The sequence below is a fragment of the Streptomyces uncialis genome (genome assembly GCF_001905345.1).
In the GTDB taxonomy this organism is placed as follows: Bacteria; Actinomycetota; Actinomycetes; order Streptomycetales; family Streptomycetaceae; genus Streptomyces; species Streptomyces uncialis.
On record NZ_LFBV01000010.1, the window covers coordinates 745,274 to 764,708 of the forward strand.

19 protein-coding genes are annotated in these 19,435 nt (G+C 72.7%); 10 read left to right on the forward strand and 9 right to left on the reverse strand.

The window, feature by feature from the left end:
- The first annotated feature begins 98 nt into the window (after positions 1-98).
- On the forward strand, positions 99-449 hold the full coding sequence (locus AB852_RS33420) for a hypothetical protein (protein ID WP_073793927.1): 351 nt from the start codon (positions 99-101) through the stop codon (positions 447-449).
- A 262-nt stretch (positions 450-711) separates the two neighbouring features.
- Here the strand turns inward: AB852_RS33420 and AB852_RS33430 are convergent, their stop codons facing one another.
- The gene (locus tag AB852_RS33430) at positions 712-1,572 is read right to left on the reverse strand and encodes an RDD family protein (RefSeq protein ID WP_073793932.1); all 861 of its coding nucleotides are present in this window, start codon (positions 1,570-1,572) and stop codon (positions 712-714) included.
- A 71-nt stretch (positions 1,573-1,643) separates the two neighbouring features.
- Positions 1,644-3,461, reverse strand: a complete 1,818-nt coding sequence (locus AB852_RS33435) for an RDD family protein (RefSeq protein WP_073793934.1) — start codon at positions 3,459-3,461, stop codon at positions 1,644-1,646.
- A gap of 315 nt (positions 3,462-3,776) precedes the next feature.
- Between AB852_RS33435 and AB852_RS33440 the strand changes: the two genes are divergently transcribed.
- Entirely contained in the window at positions 3,777-4,259 is a 483-nt protein-coding gene (locus AB852_RS33440) for an SsgA family sporulation/cell division regulator (RefSeq protein WP_073793937.1), read from the forward strand.
- Positions 4,260-4,302: 43 nt separating this feature from the next.
- Here AB852_RS33440 and AB852_RS33445 read toward each other — a convergent pair whose 3' ends face one another.
- Positions 4,303-5,673 (reverse strand): FAD-binding oxidoreductase, encoded by a 1,371-nt coding sequence (locus AB852_RS33445; RefSeq protein WP_107499428.1) that lies wholly within the window; start codon positions 5,671-5,673, stop codon positions 4,303-4,305.
- Positions 5,674-5,770: 97 nt separating this feature from the next.
- Between AB852_RS33445 and AB852_RS33450 the strand changes: the two genes are divergently transcribed.
- A complete protein-coding gene (locus tag AB852_RS33450) occupies positions 5,771-7,297 on the forward strand; it encodes a tetratricopeptide repeat protein (RefSeq protein WP_178391178.1) in 1,527 nt (508 codons plus the stop codon).
- A gap of 435 nt (positions 7,298-7,732) precedes the next feature.
- Here AB852_RS33450 and hppD read toward each other — a convergent pair whose 3' ends face one another.
- On the reverse strand, positions 7,733-8,887 hold the full coding sequence (gene hppD, locus AB852_RS33455; RefSeq protein WP_073793939.1) for a 4-hydroxyphenylpyruvate dioxygenase: 1,155 nt from the start codon (positions 8,885-8,887) through the stop codon (positions 7,733-7,735).
- Between the two features lie 121 nt (positions 8,888-9,008).
- On the opposite strand from hppD, the gene AB852_RS33460 reads away from it, so the two are divergent.
- The 7 genes from AB852_RS33460 to AB852_RS33490 all read left to right on the forward strand — a co-directional run bounded on the left by AB852_RS33460 (position 9,009) and on the right by AB852_RS33490 (position 14,379).
- Complete coding sequence (locus AB852_RS33460) at positions 9,009-9,479, forward strand: Lrp/AsnC family transcriptional regulator (RefSeq protein ID WP_073793942.1); 471 nt, start codon at positions 9,009-9,011, stop codon at positions 9,477-9,479.
- 50 nt (positions 9,480-9,529) lie between these two features.
- Positions 9,530-10,177, forward strand: coding sequence for an ABC transporter permease (locus tag AB852_RS33465; RefSeq protein ID WP_073793946.1), 648 nt, complete (start codon positions 9,530-9,532; stop codon positions 10,175-10,177).
- Between the two features lie 136 nt (positions 10,178-10,313).
- Complete coding sequence (locus AB852_RS33470; protein WP_073794450.1) at positions 10,314-11,540, forward strand: betaine/proline/choline family ABC transporter ATP-binding protein; 1,227 nt, start codon at positions 10,314-10,316, stop codon at positions 11,538-11,540.
- Positions 11,541-11,557: 17 nt separating this feature from the next.
- Positions 11,558-12,448 (forward strand): ABC transporter permease, encoded by an 891-nt coding sequence (locus tag AB852_RS33475; protein ID WP_073794453.1) that lies wholly within the window; start codon positions 11,558-11,560, stop codon positions 12,446-12,448.
- Positions 12,445-13,422 carry a glycine betaine ABC transporter substrate-binding protein gene (locus AB852_RS33480; protein ID WP_073793949.1) on the forward strand — a complete coding sequence of 326 codons (978 nt, stop codon included), beginning with the start codon at positions 12,445-12,447 and terminating at the stop codon, positions 13,420-13,422. Before AB852_RS33475 ends, AB852_RS33480 begins: the two co-directional genes overlap by 4 nt.
- Positions 13,423-13,498: 76 nt before the next feature.
- On the forward strand, positions 13,499-14,122 hold the full coding sequence (locus tag AB852_RS33485; protein WP_073793952.1) for an ArsR/SmtB family transcription factor: 624 nt from the start codon (positions 13,499-13,501) through the stop codon (positions 14,120-14,122).
- 53 nt (positions 14,123-14,175) lie between these two features.
- Entirely contained in the window at positions 14,176-14,379 is a 204-nt protein-coding gene (locus tag AB852_RS33490; RefSeq protein WP_073793954.1) for a hypothetical protein, read from the forward strand.
- Positions 14,380-14,424: 45 nt separating this feature from the next.
- Here the strand turns inward: AB852_RS33490 and AB852_RS33495 are convergent, their stop codons facing one another.
- The 5 genes from AB852_RS33495 to AB852_RS33515 all read right to left on the reverse strand — a co-directional run bounded on the left by AB852_RS33495 (position 14,425) and on the right by AB852_RS33515 (position 19,427).
- Complete coding sequence (locus tag AB852_RS33495; protein ID WP_073793957.1) at positions 14,425-15,213, reverse strand: S16 family serine protease; 789 nt, start codon at positions 15,211-15,213, stop codon at positions 14,425-14,427.
- A gap of 462 nt (positions 15,214-15,675) precedes the next feature.
- The gene (locus AB852_RS33500) at positions 15,676-16,317 is read right to left on the reverse strand and encodes an IclR family transcriptional regulator (protein ID WP_073793960.1); all 642 of its coding nucleotides are present in this window, start codon (positions 16,315-16,317) and stop codon (positions 15,676-15,678) included.
- Positions 16,318-16,869: 552 nt separating this feature from the next.
- Entirely contained in the window at positions 16,870-18,654 is a 1,785-nt protein-coding gene (locus tag AB852_RS33505; protein ID WP_073793963.1) for a DEAD/DEAH box helicase, read from the reverse strand.
- A 205-nt stretch (positions 18,655-18,859) separates the two neighbouring features.
- Positions 18,860-19,228, reverse strand: a complete 369-nt coding sequence (locus AB852_RS33510) for a type II toxin-antitoxin system death-on-curing family toxin (RefSeq protein WP_073793965.1) — start codon at positions 19,226-19,228, stop codon at positions 18,860-18,862.
- A gap of 1 nt (position 19,229) precedes the next feature.
- Positions 19,230-19,427, reverse strand: coding sequence for an Arc family DNA-binding protein (locus tag AB852_RS33515; protein ID WP_073793968.1), 198 nt, complete (start codon positions 19,425-19,427; stop codon positions 19,230-19,232).
- Positions 19,428-19,435: the final 8 nt, after the last annotated feature.

Below are 19,435 nucleotides of genomic sequence, written 5' to 3' on the forward strand. Positions count from 1 at the left end.
GCCTCATGGCGTGCCCGCGCACCGCGTGATCGCGCGCCGGGACGGCACCGCCGCGCTCCCCCGACCCCACTCCCGATAGTCCCGAGGACTGATACGCCATGCCTCGTCCGACTGCCGCACAGATCGCATACGGAACCGCCACCGTCGTTTGTTCGACGCTCGCCATGCTGCTGCTCTCCCAGACGAGTTCGGGCATCGCCGTGGCGGTCATCGCCCTCGCCGCACTCGGGCTCGGTCTGCTGGTCGCCGTCACGGTCCCGCTGCCGGCCAGGTCCGCGCAGATCACCGCCGCGCGCGCCGCCGATCTCTCCCGGCCGCGCATCCCCGGCCAGCGGGTCGCGGCGCGGACGCCCGCCGAGGGCGGCGGCGCCCCGGCCCGGACACCGGTGCGCGAGAACGTGACGGGCCGGGCCCCGGCCCGACCGGTGCGGGGTCACGCGCGGCCGTAGCGTTCACCGGCCGACGCCGGAGACGGCCCGGCGGCGCTGCGCGGGTTCCCTCCCCCGCGCGCCTCGGACCGTCCGGCCCCGCCGCTGATGGTGCTGTTCGTACTGGTGCCGCTGGGATCGCTGGTTCTGCTGGCGCCTCTGGTTCTGCCGGTCCCGCTGCTGCCGCTGGTGTCGCCTGTATCGGTTGGGTCGCATGTGCCGCTTGGGTCGCTGCTGGTCCCGATGGTCCCCGGCGGGCTGTCCGACGCTTCCGGCGCGGGGTTCACGCCGTGCTGACCTCGACCGTCTTGGCGGCCTTGTCGTGCAGGCCCTGCTTGTACGGCTTGTCGAAGAAGCTCCAGCCGCCGGCGATCGCCGTCCAGATGCAGGCGCAGCAGAACGCGAACGGCAGCCACAGCACGGCCGCGCGGATCAGTGAGGTCTGCACGGACGGGGTCGCGCCGTTGTCGAGGTTCGCCACCCGCAGCTTCAGCAGCCGCTTCCCGACGGTCTGGCCGGTCCGGGAGATCATGATCGTGTCGTAGCCGATGTAGAGGACCGCCGCGAGGAGCGAACGTCCGAACGACTTGCCGTACTCGACCTTGTCCGGGTCCACGGAGTAGTCCGCGGTACCGAACGCCCAGGACAGCAGCCAGACGACGACCCCGACGATGATCATGTCGATGATCCGGGCCAGGACCCGCTTGCCGCTGTCGGCCAGCGGCGGCATCCCGGCCAGCGGATCGGGACCGCCGTAGGCTCCGCCGCCGCCTTGACCGCCCCCGCCGTACGGACCGCCTCCGCCGCCCGGGTCGTCACCGTACGGCGAACCGCCGCCGGGGGGCGGGGCACCGTAGGGCGAACCGCCACCGGGTGGGGGTGTGCCGCCGGGGGGCGGGGCGTTCCAGGACGGTCCGCCGCCGGAGGGGGGCGGCGGACCGCCGCCGGGCGGGGGTCCGCCCCCCGGTGGCGGGGCGCCCCAGCCGGGTTCGCCGCCGCCCTGGCCGGGAGGTCCCTGCGCGGGGCCGGGCGGCGGATCGTAGGGGGAACCGCCCTGCGGGGCGTCCCCCGACGACGGGGGCTGCTTGCTGAACGGATCGTCTTCCGGCTGACCGGGGCCGGGCCGCGGCGGTTCGCTGCTCATGGCCCGAGTGGACCCCGAACCCCCCTCCCCCGCATCCGGCACGCGCCCGTCCGGGGGACCACCCGGACGGGTTACCGCGCGACGAACGTACGCGCCGCCTTGTCGTGCCAGCACTGACGCCACGGCCGGTCCACGACGCACCACAGCACGCCGATCACCCCGACCACCAGCAACGACGGGACGAGCAGGACGAGATATCTGTTCAGCGCCCCGGCGAAGCCGGGCGGCTGGTGCCCCTCGATGTCCTGGACCGTCAGACCGAACAGCCGCTTGCCCGGGGTGCGGCCCCACTTGGCGGTCGGCAGCACCTCGTACAGCACACCGGTGAGCAGCAGCACCGCGAGGACGGCCGCGAGACAGGTGGCGGTCGTCCCGTCCAGCAGCCAGACCGTCACCGTCTCGCCGGACAGCTTCGCCGCGTCGAGCTTCCCGTCGATGTGGTCCAGCGCGCGGATGCCGAGCGGTACGGCCGCCGCGGCGGTCACCGCGCCCATGACCACGGTGTCCACGAGCCTCGCCAGCAACCGCCGTCCGAGCCCGGCGGGCCGGGAAGCGGCCTGGGCCCGCGCGGCGGCGGCGAACACGTCCTCGGTCGGCGGCTTCCACGGGACGACGGGCGGTTCGCCCCCCGGCCCCGCCGCGTCGGGCCGCGCGAGCTGGTGCACCTGCTGCGCCCAGGAGTGCCCGCCGCCGTCCGGACCGGGGGCGACCGGGGAGGACGGGACCTGCGGCGGGACCGGGGAGGACGGGCCTTGCGGGGCGTTCGGTGCGGCCGGGGCGGCCGGGGCGGCCGGGTGTACGGGGGCGGGCTGGGCGGTGCCCGACCGGGGCGGGGCGGGGGCCACCGGGTGCGCGGGCGGCGCCGCGGCGGGTGCCGGGGCCGGGGGCGGGGTGGCTCGGTGAGCGGGCGCCGGGGCGGGAGCGGGTGCCGGGGCGGGCTGTTGAGCGGGGGTCGGGGCGGCGGGCGGCAGGGGCTGCGGGGCGGCCGGGGCCTGGTGCGGGTGGTGGCCGGGCTGGTGGGCGGCCGGGGCCTGGTGTTCCGGCTGGTGGGCGGCCGGAGGCTGGTGTCCCTGCTGGTAGGGGGCGGGCGGGAACGGGCCGGCCGGTGGGGTGCCCTGCCGGGGGACCTGCGCGGACGGGGCCGGGGCGCCCGGGGTACGGGGTTCCTGGCCGGGTACGGGCGCGGCACCGCCCTGCGCGGGGACACCGGAGGGACCCGGGCCCGACGGACGGCGGAACGTCATCGTGCCCTTGTCCGGCGCGCCGCCCTGGGCACCGGCACCGGAGAAGGTGGGGCCCGAGGGAGCGCCCGAGGAGCCGTCGTCGGGCGCGGGTTCGGCGGGGGCCGCGGGGACGGGCGGGGCGGGGTCGGGCGCCGGGGCGGTCCGGGGGTCGGGGCCCGTGGGGGCGGGTCCGCCCCAGGACACCTTGCGGTCCTGCTCGCCGCCGAAGCCGGACTGCTGGGACGTGTCGGCACCCCACGCGGAGGCGGGTTCGGGCCGGACGCCGTGCGCGGAGGACTGGGCGGGGATCTCCGGCTGCGGCTCCTCGTCGAAGAAGACGGGACCGGTCTCCTCCACGGGGGCGGACCCGGTGGCCGGGTGGCCGGAGGTGTTCGGGGTACCGGGGGTGTGCGGGGCGGCCGGGGTCGCGGGGGCCTCGGGGGCCTGCTGGACGGACGCTTCGGGTGCGGTGGACGCAACAGGCGTCGCGGGGGCGGCGGGTGCGGCCGGGCCGTGGGGCGAGGCGCCGTCCGTGGGGGCGGGACGACTCGTACCGGGCACCCAGGCGGCACCGTTCCAGTACCGGACGTAGCCCGGGATGGACGGGTCCGGGTAGTAGCCCTCGCGTGGGCGGTCGTCGCCGGGTGCCGGGGTTGGGGCGCTCATGTCCGTCGTCCCGTATCTGCTCGGTGGTGGGTTTTGGGGTCCACATCTATCAGAACTGAACCCTCACCTGCGCGGGTCCCGCCGGACACACTCCTTTCGGGCAACTTGTTCTGGCATGGGCGCCTTGACCCGTTGTCGTCCCTCGGGACCACGGTGGCGCGGGCCGGGGCGAACGGGCCCGGCGGAGCGGCGGACCGGGCCGCGCGAGGCGTACCGAAAAAAGTTGGGGAAAGTCGCGTAATGGTCGGGGCCCGGGGGCCTCTCCCCTGTGTGGGCCCGCCCCGGGACCCACCCGGACAGGAGAGGACGTGCGACATGCACACCGTGGTGGAACGTGAACTGGAACTGAAACTGGTGCTTTCCCCCGAGCGGAGCATCCCCGTACCGGCCCGGCTGACATACCGGTCCGACGACCCGTTCGCCGTGCACATCGCCTTTCACATCGGGACCGCGCACCCGGTGAACTGGACCTTCGCCCGGGAACTGCTCGTCGAAGGGGTGTTCCGGCCCTGCGGGCACGGTGACGTACGGGTGTGGCCGACCAAGGTGGACGGCCGCAGTGTGGTGCTGATGGCGCTGACCTCACCGGACGGGGACGCCCTGCTGGAGGCCCCGGCCGCGCCCGTGTCGGCCTGGCTGGAGCGCACCCTGCGGACGGTCCCCCCGGGTTCCGAGATGGACCGGCTCCGCATCGACGACGGTCTCGCCGAGCTGCTCGCCCCCACCCCGGGCCGCGCCCAGGACGAGTTGTGGCTGCGGGACCCCTGGCCGTCGGACGAGTCCAAGGACGGCGAGTGAGACCCCGGCGGTGCGCACGGCCGGGTCAGCCGGGTCAGCCGGGTCAGAGGACCTTGCCGGGGTTGAGGATGCCCAGCGGGTCGAAGGCCCGCTTGACCGCGTGCTGCATCTCCATACCCACCGGCCCCAGTTCACGGGCCAGCCACTCCTTCTTCAGCATGCCCACCCCGTGCTCCCCGGTGATCGTGCCGCCGAGGCGCAGACCGAGGGCCATGATCTCGTCGAAGGACTCCCGGGCGCGCCGGGACTCGTCCGGGTCGGCGGCGTCGAAGCAGACGGTGGGATGGGTGTTGCCGTCGCCCGCGTGGGCGCACACCCCGATCGTCAGGGCGTGCCGTTCGGCGATCCGCTCGACCCCCTCGATCATCTCGCCGAGCTTGGAACGCGGCACGCACACGTCGTCGATCATCGTGGTGCCCTTGACCGCCTCCAGGGCGTTGAGCGCGAGCCGCCGGGCCTGGAGCAGCAGTTCGGACTCGGCCTCGTCGTCGGCGGGGACCACCTCGGTGGCGCCCGCCGCCTCGCACAGCGCGCCGACCGCGGCGAGGTCGGCGGCCGGGTCGGGCGTGTCGAAGGCGATGAGCAGCAGCGCCTCCGTCTCCTCCGGGAGTCCCATCCGGGCCAGCGCGTTGACGGCCCGGACCGTCGTCCGGTCCATGAGTTCGAGGAGTGAGGGCACATGACCGTCGCGCATGATCCGGCAGACCGCGTCGCACGCGGCGGCGGCCGACGGGAACTCGGCGGCGAGCACGAGCCGCGCCGGCGGCTTCGGCCGCAGTGCGAGGACCGCGCCGACAACGATGCCGAGGCTGCCCTCGGAGCCGACGAACAGCCGGGTCAGGTCGTATCCGGCGACGCCCTTCGCGGTGCGCCGCCCGGTGCGCAGCAGTCGGCCGTCCGCGAGGACGACGTCGAGGCCGAGGACGTACTCGGCGGTGACCCCGTACTTGACGCAGCACAGTCCGCCGGACGCGGTGCCGATGTTGCCGCCGATCGTGCAGGTCTCCCAGCTCGACGGGTCGGGCGGGTAGACGAGACCGTGCGGGGCGACGGCCCGCGCCAGCGCGGCGTTGACGACACCCGGTTCCACCACGGCGATCCGGTCGACCGGGTCGATCTCCAGGACCCGGTCCATCCGGACGAGGGACAGCACCACACAGCCGTCGACGGCGTTGGCCGCGCCCGACAGGCCGGTACGGGCGCCCTGCGGGACGACCGGGACCCGCAGCGCGGTCGCCGTGCGCATCACGTGCTGGACCTGTTCGACGGTGCGCGGCAGGACGACGGCCGCCGGGACGCCCGCCTCGCAGAAGCCGGCCATGTCCCGGGAGTAGGAGGCGGTGATGTCGGGGTCCGTGAGGACGGCCTCGGCCGGCAGTCCTTCGCGCAGGAGATCGACCAGTGCGGTGCTCATGATCCCAGCGTCGCACCCGGGGCCATCGGTGTGAACCCGTACGCGATCCATCTCACCTGCCGGGGCGGGGGCCGCGCGCCGCGCGACAGTGAGCGCCATGAAGGCCACGACGACAAGTGCGATCAGGGCCCTGGAGTGCCCGGAGGAGGCCGCGGCAGCGGCGGCGGCCTCCCCGGCGGCCGTGCGGTGGCGGCGGGCGCGGCGGGCGCTGACGGTGACGGCCGTGCTCGGGCTGGTCGCCGGGGGCGCGGCGGTCCTGGTGATGTGGCCGCAGCCGCGTACGGCGGTGCCGCCCGCGCCGGGGCCCGGGGCGCGGGCCCTGAGCGCGGTGGAGACGGGCACCCCGGCCGCGTCCGCCGATCTGACGGCGCTGATCGCGGAGCGGGTACGGCATCTGCGGGCGCATCCCCGGGACGACGAGTCCTGGGCGGTGCTCGGTGCCGCGTACGCGGAGCGGGGGACGCGCACCGGGGACTCCGCCGACTTCCCCCGGGCCCAGCGGGCGCTGGAGTCGTCGCTCGCGGCCCGGCCCGAGGGCAACGCGCGGGCCCTGACCGCGTCCGCGCAGCTCGCGCTGGCCCGCCAGGACCCGAGGGCGGCGGCCGGGCAGGCGGAGCGGGCGGTGCGGATCGCGCCCGAGCGGTGGCCGGGGTATCCGCCGCTGATCGACGCGTACCGGGGGCTCGGGGACGACAAGGCCGCCGGGAAGGCCCTGGAGACACTGCGGGGGCTGCGGGCCCCCGAGGTGGTGGTGCGGTTCGCGGCGGCGCGGCTGTACCGGGACCGGGGGTGGCGGGAGGACGCCGCCGCGAACCTGGGCGACGTGGTGGCGGCGGCGCGCAGCGCCACGGAGGAGGCCGACGCGCGCCGTCTCCTCGGGGAGCTGGCGGCGGAACGCGGTGAGCCGGAGCGGGCGCTGGGCTGGTTCGACGGGGCGCTGCGGGTGGGGCCCGACCGGTACGAGGCCCTTGCCGGGCGGGCCCGCGCGCTGGCGGCCCTCGGCCGGTCCGGGGAGGCGGTACGGGTGTACCGGGAGGCCTACGCGGGGCGCCCCGTGCCCGAGTACGCGCTGGAGCTCGGTGAGTTGCACGAGTCGCTGGGCGCGGGGCGGGAGGCACGGGAGCGGTACGACGTGGTGCGGGAACGGGTGCGGGCCCGGGACGCGCACGGGGTGCGCGGGGGGCTGCTGCTGGGCACGCTGGACGCGGACCACGGGGACGCCGACGCGGTCGGCTCGGCGGTGTCGTTGCTGCGGGACGAGGCAAAGGCGCGGGGCGCGTCTCCCGTGGCGCTCGACGCGTATGCGTGGGCGCTGTTCCGGGCGGGGGAGGTCTCGGCGGCGGACGCGTTGTACCGGGAGGTTCGGCAGAAGGGTGGGCGGGGGGCGTTGTTCGCCTACCACCGGGCGGAGGTGGCGCTCTCCCTCGGGGACCCGGGGAGTGCGCGGCGGGGGTTCGGGGAGGTGCTTCGGGTGAATCCGTTCGTCTCGCCGTTGGTGGGGGTGCGGGTGCGGGGCGCTCTCGCGGAGCTGGGTGAGCCTTCCCCGGGCGGGCCCGAGGTGACCCACGGCCCCGCCCAGCCGATGACGTCCCCGTCGCCCTCCCCGTCCCCGTCCCCGTCCTGACGGTGCGCATTCGCTTGCGCGTCTGAGGTCTGTCCGGGTGGGCGTACTTCGTTCCGGTGCCGTCGCTCGGTGGTTTCGCGCAGTTCCCCGCGCCCCTTTGGGGCGCATCCGGTCGGTTCTTCGGGTCGGTGCCGGTCGGGATTCTCCGTCCTCGATCCGACACGCTCGGTACGACGTTCCGTGACTCGACTGAAGAGCATCGGAGTCTGCGGGCAGAGATTCCCGCCCACCCCCTTCGGTAGCCGAGCGACTGCACGAGGAGGGTGGTTCAACCCCGCCCCGGGCTGACGCCGGCCCGCAGACGAACGGCAGCCCCAGGGGGGCGCCCCTTCAGGGGCGCGGGGAACTGCGCACCCACGGACGACCCGCACAGGGACAAGCGCGCCCGGCGCAGGTGACCCGGGGGCAGGTCCCCAGGGGCGGCGGGGCAAACTGCTACAGGTTGCCCCGGCGGTCCTGTTCGCGTTCGATCGCTTCGAACAGCGCCTTGAAGTTGCCCTTGCCGAACCCCATGGACCCATGGCGTTCGATGATCTCGAAGAACACGGTCGGGCGGTCCTGGACCGGCTTCGTGAAGATCTGGAGCAGGTACCCGTCCTCGTCCCGGTCCGCGAGGATCTTCAGTTCGCGCAGTGTCCCGACGGGGACCCGGGTGTCGCCGACCCACTCCCCGAGCGTGTCGTAGTACGAGTCGGGGGTGTCGAGGAACTGGACGCCCGCCGCGCGCATGGTGCGTACCGTCGCGACGATGTCGTTGGAGGCGAGGGCGATGTGCTGGACCCCCGCGCCCCCGTAGAACTCCAGGTACTCGTCGATCTGGGACTTCTTCTTCGCGACGGCGGGTTCGTTGATGGGGAACTTGACCTTGAGGGTGCCGTCGGCGACGACCTTCGACATGAGGGCGGAGTACTCGGTGGCGATGTCGTCGCCCACGAACTCCTTCATGTTGGTGAAGCCCATGACCTTGTTGTAGAAGGCGACCCACTCGTTCATCCGGCCGAGTTCCACATTGCCGACACAGTGGTCGATCGCCTGGAAGGTCCGCTTCGCGGGCGGTTCCACGATCGGCGCGGCGGCGGTGTAGCCGGGCAGATAGGGGCCCTCGTACGCGCCGCGCTCGACCAGGGTGTGCCGGGTGCGCCCGTAGGTGGCGATGGCCGCGAGGACCACCTTGCCGTGCTCGTCCTCGACCTCATGGGGCTCGACCAGCCCGCGCGCCCCGTGCTCCGTGGCGTAGGCGTAGGCCGCACGGGCGTCGGGGACCTCGATGGCGAGGTCGACGACTCCGTCACCGTGCTGGGCGACATGGTCGGCGAGGAAGTGCCCGTGCTCGGTGCCCGCCTTGATGACGGACGTGAGGACGAACCGGGCGGAGCCGTTCTCCAGGACGTAGGAGGCGGTCTCGCGGTTGCCGTTCTCCGGGCCGGAGTAGGCGACGAGCCGCATACCGAAGGCGGTCGAGTAGTAGTGCGCGGCCTGTTTGGCGTTGCCCACGGCGAAGACGACCGCGTCCATCCCCTTCACCGGGAAGGGGTCGGCCTCACGCGCGGTGGTGGGGGCTGGACTGGTGTGCGCAGAAGTAGCTGCCATGTCCGCAGGCTCCCCCCGTTCCACAAGGTGCGCAATAGTTTGCGTGTTCAGTGGGCACAATGACCAGCCGGTGGCGGGGGCAGCCGGTCTTTCTGTACAGGATGACCATCTGAGGAGCGCCATGTCGATCGATCATCTGGACGGCAGGCTGATCGTGCTGCTCGCCGAGGAGCCCCGGATAGGGGTGCTGGAGATGTCCCGGCGCCTCGGGGTCGCCCGGGGCACCGCGCAGGCCCGGCTGGACCGGCTTCAGTCGAACGGAGTCATCCGGGGGTTCGGGCCCCAGGTCGATCCGGCGGCCCTCGGATACCCGGTCACGGCGTTCGCCACGCTGGAGATCCGGCAGGGCCAAGGCGCCGATGTACGGGCCCATTTGGCGGGTGTGCCGGAGGTGCTGGAGCTGCACACCACGACGGGCAGCGGGGACATGCTGTGCCGTCTGGTGGCCCGCTCGAACGCCGATCTCCAGCGGGTCATCGACCGGGTCGTGGGTTTTGATGGCATCGTCCGGGCCGCCACGGCTATCGTCATGGAGAACCCCGTACCGCTGCGGATCATCCCGCTGGTGGAGCAGGCGTCCCAGGACGGCTGACCCCGGTGGAGCGGCGGCCCGGCACCCGACGGCGAGGAGGGTGAACGGATGTGAACTTCTGGGAGTACGTGGGCAGCCGTCATCAACAACTGCTGACCGACGCCTACCAGCACGCGTCGGCGGTGTTCCAGTGCATGGTCGTCGCCACGCTCGTCGGAGTGCTGATCGGGGTGGCCACCTACCGCAGCGAATGGGCGGGGAACCTCGCGACGACGACCACGGCGACCCTGCTGACCATTCCGTCGCTGGCCATGATCGGTCTGCTGATCCCGATCGTCGGCCTGGGCGTCGCGCCCACCGTGATCGCGCTGACCCTGTACGGGCTGCTGCCCATCGTGCGGAACTCGATCGTGGGGCTGCGCGGGGTCGACGCGACACTGGTGGACGCGGCGAAAGGCATCGGGATGTCCCGCTGGACCCGGCTGCTGCGCGTCGAACTGCCGCTGGCGTGGCCGCCGATCCTGACCGGCATCCGGGTGTCCACCCAGATGCTGATGGGTATCGCCGCGATCGCCGCGTACGCCTCCGGCCCGGGTCTCGGCAACGAGATCTTCCGGGGGATCGCCTCGCTGGGCAGCAGGAACGCGCTGAACCAGGTGCTCTCGGGCACCCTCGGCATCGTGGTGCTCGCCCTGCTGTTCGACGCCGCTTACGTCCTGCTCGGCCGGCTGACCATCCCGAGGGGTATCCGTGTCTGAGGCCCGGTCCGAAACCGATGGTCCCGCCCGGTCCGGGAGCGAGGGCCCCGACGGGTACGGGGACGACGGTCCCGCCGGTTCCGGAGGGACCGGCCAGGCGAAGTCCTCCGGTGGCTCGGGCACCTCCGGGGCGCCGATCGAGCTGGAGAACCTGACCAAGCGGTACGCGGGCAGCGCCGTCCCGGCCGTCGACGACGTCACCATGGAGATCAAGGCGGGTGAGACGGTCGTCTTCGTCGGCCCCTCCGGCGGCGGGAAGACCACCCTGCTCAAGATGATCAACCGGCTGATCGAGCCGACCAGCGGGCGCATCCGGATCGGCGGCGAGGACGTCACCGACATGGACCCGGTGAAGCTGCGCCGGGGCATCGGGTACGCGATCCAGTCCTCGGGACTGTTCCCGCACATGACCGTCGCGCAGAACATCGCCCTGGTCCCCCGGATGACGGGCTGGTCCACCTCCCGGACGAAGGCCCGGGTGGAGGAGATGCTGGATCTCGTCGGACTCGATCCCGGGGAGTTCCGGGACCGCTACCCACGCCAGCTCTCCGGCGGGCAGCAGCAGCGGGTGGGGGTGGCGCGGGCGCTCGCCGCCGATCCGCCGGTACTGCTGATGGACGAGCCGTTCGGCGCGGTCGACCCGATCACCCGCGACCATCTCCAGGACGAACTGATCCGGCTCCAGCACGAGTTGCACAAGACGATCGTGTTCGTCACCCATGACTTCGACGAGGCCATCAAGATCGGCGACCGGATCGTGGTGCTGCGGGAACGCTCGCAGATCGCGCAGTTCGACACCCCCGAGGCCATCCTCACCAACCCCGCCGACGACTTCGTCTCCGGATTCGTCGGCGCGGGCGCCGCGCTCAAACGGCTCAACCTCACCCGGGTGCGGGACGTGGAGATCCGTGCGTACCCGACGGTCACCGTGGACGACCCGCTCCAGCGGATCTTCGATCTGCTCCAGGTCAGCGGCACCAACGAGATCCTGCTCCTCGACCAGCGCCGCCGCCCCTACAAGTGGCTGCGGCGCGGCGATCTGATGCGCGCCCGGGGCTCACTGGCCCGCGCGGGCACCCTCGTGCACGACACGGTCACCCGGGACGCGACCCTGCGCGACGCCCTGGAGGCCGTCCTCACCGACAACGCGGGCCGGGTCGCGGTCACCGGGCGGCGGGGCGAGTACATCGGCGTGGTCGACATGGAGACGCTGATGAACTCCGTCCATGAACTCCTGGAGGCCGACCGGCTGGAGGCCCTGGAGCATCAGCACGAACTGGCGGAACAGCACTCCCGCCGCACCCACGAGGAACAGGAAGGCGCGGGCGGAACGGGGACCGGCGGTACGGGGGCGGCGCCGTGAACGGGCCGGCCGCCGGGCTGCCGGGTCCCGGGCAGAGCCGTCCGCCCGAGAAGCCGTCCGGCGAGCGGCTGCCCGGCTCCCACGAGGTCAAGGGGGTCGCGTTCCGCGACGCGGGCGAGGCCGAGCAGGAGGCGCCGCCCTCCGCCACCGCCGGCAACTCCCGTACGCCCGCCCGGATCACCTGGCGCAAGCTGGTGTTCCTGCCGTCGGTCATCGCGCTGGTGCTGCTGGCGACGTGGATCTGGTTCCAGCAGGCGTCGCTCGACTCGGTGAGCCGCAACGCGCTCGCCGGGGACGTCGTCCGGCTGCGGCTGTGGGAGCACATCCAGCTGACCGCGATCTCCACCTTCTTCGTGCTGATCATCGCGATCCCGCTGGGCATCCTGCTGACCCGCCGACGGCTGCGCCCGGCGACCCCGTTCGCGATGGCCCTCGCCAACATCGGCCAGGCGACCCCCGCGATCGGGCTGCTGGCGCTGCTCGTGATCTGGCTGGGCATCGGCCCCCGGACCGCGCTGATCGGGATCATCGCCTACGCGCTGCTGCCCGTGCTGTCCAACACCATCGCGGGGCTGAACGCCAACGACCCGACGCTGCTGGAGGCGGCGCGCGGGATCGGGATGTCGTCGACGGGTGTCCTGCGCAAGGTCGAACTGCCCCTCGCCGTACCGCTGATCCTCGCGGGGGTGCGCACGGCGCTGGTGCTGAACGTCGGCACCGCGACCCTCGCCACCTTCGGCGGGGGCGGCGGACTCGGTGATCTGATCACCGCCGGGATCACCAACCAGCGGATGCCGGTCCTGGTACTGGGCTCGGTCCTGACGGTGTCCCTGGCCCTGTTCGTCGACTGGCTCGCGTCCCTCGCGGAACTGCTGCTGCGCCCCCGGGGCCTGGAGGTGGGTCGATGACGACCGGGTGGACGCGACGGGGAGCGCTCGCGGTGGTGACCGTCGGGGCGCTGCTCGCCGGGTGCGGGCTGACCAGTGGTTCCCCGATGGTGGACGACGTGGGGCCGGGGTCGATCGGCCGGGGCGAACCGCTGAAGGGCGCGAGCCTGACGGTGACGTCGAAGGAGTTCACGGAGCAGCTGATCCTCGGCGCGATCATGGGCATCGCCTTCGAGGCGGCGGGCGCGCAGGTCCTGGACCGTACGGGCATCCAGGGGTCGATCGGCGCCCGCGAGGCCGTGAAGAGCGGTGAGGCGGACGGGATGTACGAGTACACCGGCACCGCCTGGATCACGTACCAGGGCAACTCCCGGCCGATCACGGACCCGGCGAAGCAGTGGGAGGCGGTCCGCGACGCCGATCTCGACAACGGCATCACCTGGCTGGCACCGGCCAAGCTGAACAACACGTACGCCCTGGCCACCAATCAGGCGAACGAGAAGAAGTACGGCACCCGGAACCTGTCCGAGGTGGCCGCGCTGTCGCGGTCGGACCCGCGCGCGGTGTCGCTGTGCGTGGAGAGCGAGTTCGCGTCGCGGGACGACGGGCTGGTCGGTATGAAGAAGGCGTACGGGATGGACATCCCCGGCTCGCAGGTCATCCGGGTGGACACCGGGATCATCTACACCCAGACCGCGAAGGGCGCGTGCACCTTCGGCGAGGTCTTCACCACGGACGGCCGGATCAAGGCGATGAAGCTGGTGGTGATGGCCGACGACAAGCACTTCTTCCCCAACTACAACGTCGCCCCGGAGATCAACACCAAGGCCCTGGAGAAGCACCCGGAGATCAAGGACATCCTCGACCCGATCACCGCGAAGCTCGACAACTCGGTGGCCCGGACCCTGAACGCCAAGGTGGACGTGGACGGGGACGACCCGCACGAGGTGGCGCTGGACTGGCTGGTCTCCGAGGGGTTCATCACGCGCGACTGACACCCTCCACGCGATGCAGAGATTCTTTGCACGCATCTCTTTGCAAGGGAGTCTTTGCAGAGGTACCTTTGCATGCATGGACGAGAACCTGCCCGGCGCGCCCGGCACCAACGCTCCGGCGACCACCGAGCGCAAGATCCGGCAGCTGGACGCCCGGTCCCTGCGCGGACTCGCGCACCCGCTGCGCATGGAGCTGCTGACCGCCCTGCGGCGCGGCGGACCCGCGACCGCCTCGCAACTCGCCTCCCGGCTCGGCGAGTCGAGCGGGTCGACCAGCTACCACCTGCGCCAGCTCGCCGAGTACGGCTTCGTCGAGGACGCGCCCGAGCAGGGCAAGGGGCGGGAGCGCTGGTGGCGGTCCACGCACGAGGGCACCGACTTCGGTCATGAACTGATGGGTCACCAGGACCCGGAGGTGCGGGGCGCCGCCGATGTGTTCCTGCACTGGGACGCGCACAACCACAACCGGGAACTCACCACCTGGATCGCCACCCGGGCCGACTGGTCCGAGGAGTGGGTCAGCGCGTCCGACATGAGCGACTTCACCCTGCGGCTGACCCCCGAGCAGGGCGGGGAGCTGTCCCGGCGGGTGCACGAACTGATCGAAAGCTACCGGCGGTCGGCGCCGCCGGTGGACGGGGACGCGGAGACGGCACAGATGCGCATCCATCTGCACGCGTTCCCGCAGCCGGAGAGCTGATCCCGTACCCGCATCCGTACACCCGGGTCCGTGCCCGAGAGGAGCGATCCGTCATGCATCCCGAGGTTCATCTGCTGCTGCACGAACAGCGCGCCGCCGCACTGCGGCGGGAGGCCGCCATGTCCGGCGCGGTCGCGACGCGGGACCCGGAGCGGGCGCCGCTGCGCAACCGTCTGGGCTGGACACTCGTCGAGCTGGGGCTGCGGCTGGCGACCACGCCGGCCGTGCGGGGGCGGCGGCCCGCGCCCGGTATGTGAGCGGGTTCCGGCAGCGCCGGGTGACGGGTCACAGGGTCGCCGGGCTCAGCAGCTCGGGACCTTGCCGCCCTTCTCCAGGGCGCGCAACGAATCGACCGCGCCCTTCAGATCCGTGACGGGGATCAGCCGCAGCCCTGCGGGGGCCTCGGCCTCGGCGTCGCCGCACTCCGCCGCCGGGACGAGGAAAACCGTCGCCCCGTCCCGTTCGGCGGCCTGGGTCTTGAGGGAGACCCCGCCCACCGGACCCACCGTGCCGTCGGTGTCGATGGTGCCCGTGCCGGCCACGATCCGGCCGCCGGTGAGGTCACCGCCGCTGCCGTCGCCCTGAAGTTTGTCGATGACGCCCAGCGAGAAGAAGAGTCCGGCGCTCGGACCGCCCACATCGGCGAGCTCCAGGGTGACCTTCACCTCGTCCGGGCTCTTGCCCAGGTAGTTGAGGGCCGCCTGGGCCGCTGTGTGCTGCGACCGCACCATCTCCCGTGTGTTGTGCTTCTCGATCTCCCCGGTGCTGTCGCCCTCGGGGTAGACCGCGTCCCGCGGCATCACGGCCCGGTCCCCCTGGAACCAGCTGTCCCACAGGGTGTCCAGCCGCACACTGCTGTCCGGACCCGTCGCCTCGATCGTCGTCATCCGCAGCTGGCCCTCGGTCTTCCGGACGGGCGCCCCCTCGATCGTGATGACGGGGGTGCCCTCGTTCTTCCCGAGGACGTTCGCCGTCAGGCCCGGCTGGGCGATCACGAAGGGCAGCGGGGCGAACGCGGCGGTGGCCACCAGGGCGACGGCCGGTACCGCGCAGAGGGCCGCGGCCTGGAGACGAGTGAGACGAGAGAGCACCCCGCAACCTTACGGGCACCGGGTGTCCCGCGCCGAGTTCCGGGCCGGGTTCAGGCGCGGGGTCCGGCACGAGGTCAGGCCTGGGTCCGGCGCGAGGTCCGGCCCGGGTCCGGTGCGAGGTCCGGCCTGGGTCCCCGGGGTCAGCCCCGGTATCCGGCCTGGGGTACGGCCCGGGTTCAGCCCCGGTATCCGGCCTGGGTTCAGCCCCGGTGTCCGGCCTGGGGTCCGGCCCGACGCACGTGCCCCGTACGGGAGCGCTGTGCGGCGGGCGTCGTACGCGGGGTGCGTGCCGTACCCGGGCGCACCGTACCGGGGTCCGCCTTACCCGGGCGCACCGTACCGGGGGACCGCCGTATCGGGGCCGCGGTTTCGGGGCGCCCGTATCGGGGCCGCGGTACCGGGCCGTCGTACCGGGCCCGCGGTTTCGGGGCGCCCGTATCGGGGCCGCCGTACCGGGGCGGCTCAGCGCAGGGCGTCCGCGACCTCGCGGGCCGCGTCCACCACCCGCTGCCCCACCCGCTCCGGCACCGAGTCGGAGAGCATCACGACCCCGACGCTCCCCTCCACCCCGGTGACCCCGCGCAGCGGAGCCGCCGCGCCGCTCGCCCCGGCCTCCAGCTCGCCGTGCGTGAGGGTGTAGCCGGGGTCCACCAGCAGGCCCTGACGTGCGGCGAGTATGGCCTTCCCGGCGGCGCCCCGGTCCAGCGGATGCCGGAACCCGGTGCGGTACGCCACGTGGTAGTCGGTCCAGGTGGGTTCGACGACCGCGACCGCGAGGGCCTCGCTGCCGTCGACCAGGGTGAGATGCGCGGTCGCGCCGATGTCCTCGGCCAGGGCGCGCAGCGCGGGCAGCGCGGCCTCCCGGACCAGGGGGTGCACCTGGCGGCCGAGCCGCAGCACCCCGAGCCCGACCCGGGCCCGGCCGCCGAGGTCACGGCGGACCAGGGCGTGCTGTTCCAGCGTGGCCAGCAGCCGGTAGACGACGGTACGGTTCACGCCGAGCTTGGTGGACAGTTCGGTCACGGTCAGACCGTGGTCGGTGTCGGCGAGCAGCTTGAGGACCCGTAGTCCTCGGTCGAGCGTCTGAGAAGTCTCCGCGGTCACGACGCCCACTCCTTCGGTGATGAGGGGTCGCGGCGTCCTCCACGGTCCGCGGCGCCCGTCCCTGGGCGACACCTGCCGGAGGCTGCCGGTAGCCAAGGCGACCCGGGGCCTGCGGGCGCAGTGCCCCCGGCACACCGGCTGCGCTCCGCGGCGACGCTGCCACGGGGCGTGTGCGTTGCCGGGACAGTAGCGATCCGGTCCGCTCAGCGGAAGACTCCGTCCAGAATCCGGTCATGGACCCGCGAGTAGCGTCCGGTTGCTCCCGATTCGCACGAGGGCACGCGTAACCCGCGTTGCACGGGGCGCCCACCGGGGCGGCCGGGAGTGGCCGGGAGTGGCCGGGACGGACGGGGTGCCGATGGCCGGTGTCCGGTGGCTGGCGGTGTCCGGTGGCTGGTGTTCGGTGGCTGGTGTTCGGCAGTCGGTGCCCGGCGTCCGGCACCCCGGCACCGGGCATCCGGCATCCGGCGTCCGACGTCCGGTGCCGAGCAGGGCCCGGGGGACGGGCGGCGGGCGGCCGACGGCCGGCGGACGGACGGGGCGACGCGCGGGTCAGCGCATCCGGGTGGCCCACTCCCGGACCTTGTCGACGCGCTGACGGAGCTGGCCCGCCGTGGCCTCCGCGCTGGGCGGGCCGCCGCAGACCCGGCGCAGCTCGGTGTGGATCACCCCGTGCGGCTTGCCGCTCTGGTGGACGTACGCGCCGACGAGGGTGTTGAGCTGTTTGCGCAGCTCCAGCAGCTCCTTGTGGGAGACCACCGGACGCCGTTCGGCGGGCAGTTCCAGCAGGTCGGCCTCGGTGTCCGGCTTCTTGCGGGAGTGCGCGATCTGGCGGGCCTGCCGCTTCTGGAGCAGCATCTGCACCTGGTCGGGTTCGAGGAGTCCCGGGATACCGAGGTAGTCCTGCTCCTCCTCGCTGCCCGGGTGGGCCTGCATCCCGAACTCGGCGCCGTCGAAGAGGACCCGGTCGAAGACGGCGTCGGACTCCAGCGCCTCGAAGGGCAGCGAGTCCTGCTCGCCGGTGTCCTCGTCCTGCTCCTTGTTCGCCTCCTCCATCTCCTTCTCGGATTCGGCGTACGGGTCCTCCTCGCCGTGCTTCTTCGGCTTGTCGAGGACGTGGTCGCGCTCGACCTCCATCTCGTTGGCGAAACCGAGGAGGTCGGGGACGGTCGGCAGGAACACGGACGCGGTCTCCCCGCGCCGCCGGGACCGCACGAAGCGGCCGACCGCCTGCGCGAAGAACAGGGGCGTGGAGATGGTCGTCGCGTAGACGCCGACGGCCAGCCGGGGGACGTCGACCCCCTCGGACACCATGCGCACCGCGACCATCCAGCGGTCGTCACCCTGGCTGAAGTCGTCGATACGGTTCGAGGCGCCGGTGTCGTCCGACAGGACCAGCGTCGCCTTGTCGCCGGTGATCTCCCGGATCAGTTTGGCGTAGGCGCGGGCCGAGTCCTGGTCGGTGGCGATGACCAGTCCACCGGCGTCGGGGATGGACTTGCGGACCTCGTTCAGGCGCCGGTCCGCGGCGCGCAGCACGTTCGGCATCCAGTCGCCGCGCGGGTCCAGCGCCGTGCGCCACGCCTGCGAGATCGCGTCCTTGGTCATCGGCTCGCCGAGCCGGGCCGCGATCTCGTCACCGGCCTTGGTGCGCCAGCGCATGTTGCCGCTGTACGAGAGGAAGATGACGGGCCGCACGACCCCGTCCCCGAGGGCGCTGCCGTAGCCGTACGTGTAGTCCGCGGAGGAACGCCGGATGCCGTCGTTGCCCTCCTCGTACGCCACGAAGGGGATCGGGTTGGTGTCCGACCGGAACGGTGTACCGGTGAGCGCGAGGCGCCGGGTCGCGGGCTCGAACGCCTCCAGGCACGCCTCGCCCCACGACTTGGAGTCACCGGCGTGATGGATCTCGTCGAGGATCACCAGGGTCTTGCGCTGCTCGACACGGTTGCGGTGCAGCATCGGACGGACGCCGATCCCCGCGTACGTCACGGCGACGCCCTGGTACTCACGGCTGAGCGGGCCCGCGCTGTACTCGGGATCGAGCTTGATCCCTATCCGGGCCGCCGCCTCCGCCCACTGCTTCTTGAGGTGCTCGGTCGGCGCGACCACCGTGACCTGCTGCACGACATGGTGGTGGAGCAGCCAGGACGCGAGGGTGAGCGCGAAGGTCGTCTTCCCGGCGCCCGGGGTCGCCACGGCGAGGAAGTCACGCGGCTGGTCCTGGAGGTACTTCTCCATCGCCCCGTGCTGCCAGGCGCGCAGCTTGCCGGCCGTGCCCCAGGGCGCACGGTTGGGGAAGGCGGGTGACAGGTGATGGGAGGTGGTGGTAGTCACGGTCTCCGGTCTTGGTCGGCCTCGGCTACGTATGACAACCGGGCCACCCTACCGGTGCGGCCGGCGCTCTTTCGGCCGAACGGGGCGCGGCCGGGCCCCAGTGCGAGAGACCTCACACCGGTCGGGGAACCGGCCACGGACCGTCCCGGGAGCGGTACCGGCCCTCGCTCCCGGGACGCCCGCCTCGTACGCCCGCCACGTTCCGTCAGCGCGCGAAGAGCGGCAGCCGTGCGGCGGTCTTGGGCACGTCCAGCGCCCCCTGGCAGACGTCCAGTACGAACCGCTCGGCCTCGTCCACGTCGAAGGCCGGGTCCAGCGGATGTCCGTTCAGATGCAGGAAGACCCAGGTCGCGTACCAGGCGAGCCGCTTGTTGCCGTCGACGAGCCCATGGTTGCGAGCGACGGACTCCATGAGCGCGGCGGCCTTATGCCAGACGTCCGGGTAGGCGTCCTGTCCGAACACACTGGACTGGGGGCGGGCCAGCGCGGAGTCGAGCAGACCGTAGTCCCGGACCTCGGGGGTGCCCAGACGTTCCGCGAGACGCATCAGCTCGGGAAGCGTGAGGTACTGCATCTCAGGCCAGCCTCCTGTTCAGCTCCTCGCTGACGGCCAGCACATGATCGGCAGCCTCGTTGAACAGCCGGGCGTGCTCGTTGATCGCCTTGACCACCGCGTCATGGACGAAGGACTGCATGCTTCTGCCCTCGGCTTCGGCTCGCTCACGCAGGGAGTCCAGCTCCTCGTCCGTGAACCTGACATTCAGACCAGCCATACTGCGAA

Coding starts and splice junctions, on each gene's coding strand:
- hppD (WP_073793939.1), bottom strand. CDS start 8,887: ATGGCAGCTACTTCTGCGCACACCAGTCCAGCCCCCACCACCGCGCGT.
- AB852_RS33440 (WP_073793937.1), top strand. CDS start 3,777: ATGCACACCGTGGTGGAACGTGAACTGGAACTGAAACTGGTGCTTTCC.
- AB852_RS33445 (WP_107499428.1), bottom strand. CDS start 5,673: ATGAGCACCGCACTGGTCGATCTCCTGCGCGAAGGACTGCCGGCCGAG.
- AB852_RS33450 (WP_178391178.1), top strand. CDS start 5,771: ATGAAGGCCACGACGACAAGTGCGATCAGGGCCCTGGAGTGCCCGGAG.
- AB852_RS33515 (WP_073793968.1), bottom strand. CDS start 19,427: ATGGCTGGTCTGAATGTCAGGTTCACGGACGAGGAGCTGGACTCCCTG.
- AB852_RS33435 (WP_073793934.1), bottom strand. CDS start 3,461: ATGAGCGCCCCAACCCCGGCACCCGGCGACGACCGCCCACGCGAGGGC.
- AB852_RS33460 (WP_073793942.1), top strand. CDS start 9,009: ATGTCGATCGATCATCTGGACGGCAGGCTGATCGTGCTGCTCGCCGAG.
- AB852_RS33510 (WP_073793965.1), bottom strand. CDS start 19,228: ATGCAGTACCTCACGCTTCCCGAGCTGATGCGTCTCGCGGAACGTCTG.
- AB852_RS33430 (WP_073793932.1), bottom strand. CDS start 1,572: ATGAGCAGCGAACCGCCGCGGCCCGGCCCCGGTCAGCCGGAAGACGAT.
- AB852_RS33480 (WP_073793949.1), top strand. CDS start 12,445: ATGACGACCGGGTGGACGCGACGGGGAGCGCTCGCGGTGGTGACCGTC.
- AB852_RS33420 (WP_073793927.1), top strand. CDS start 99: ATGCCTCGTCCGACTGCCGCACAGATCGCATACGGAACCGCCACCGTC.
- AB852_RS33490 (WP_073793954.1), top strand. CDS start 14,176: ATGCATCCCGAGGTTCATCTGCTGCTGCACGAACAGCGCGCCGCCGCA.
- AB852_RS33485 (WP_073793952.1), top strand. CDS start 13,499: ATGGACGAGAACCTGCCCGGCGCGCCCGGCACCAACGCTCCGGCGACC.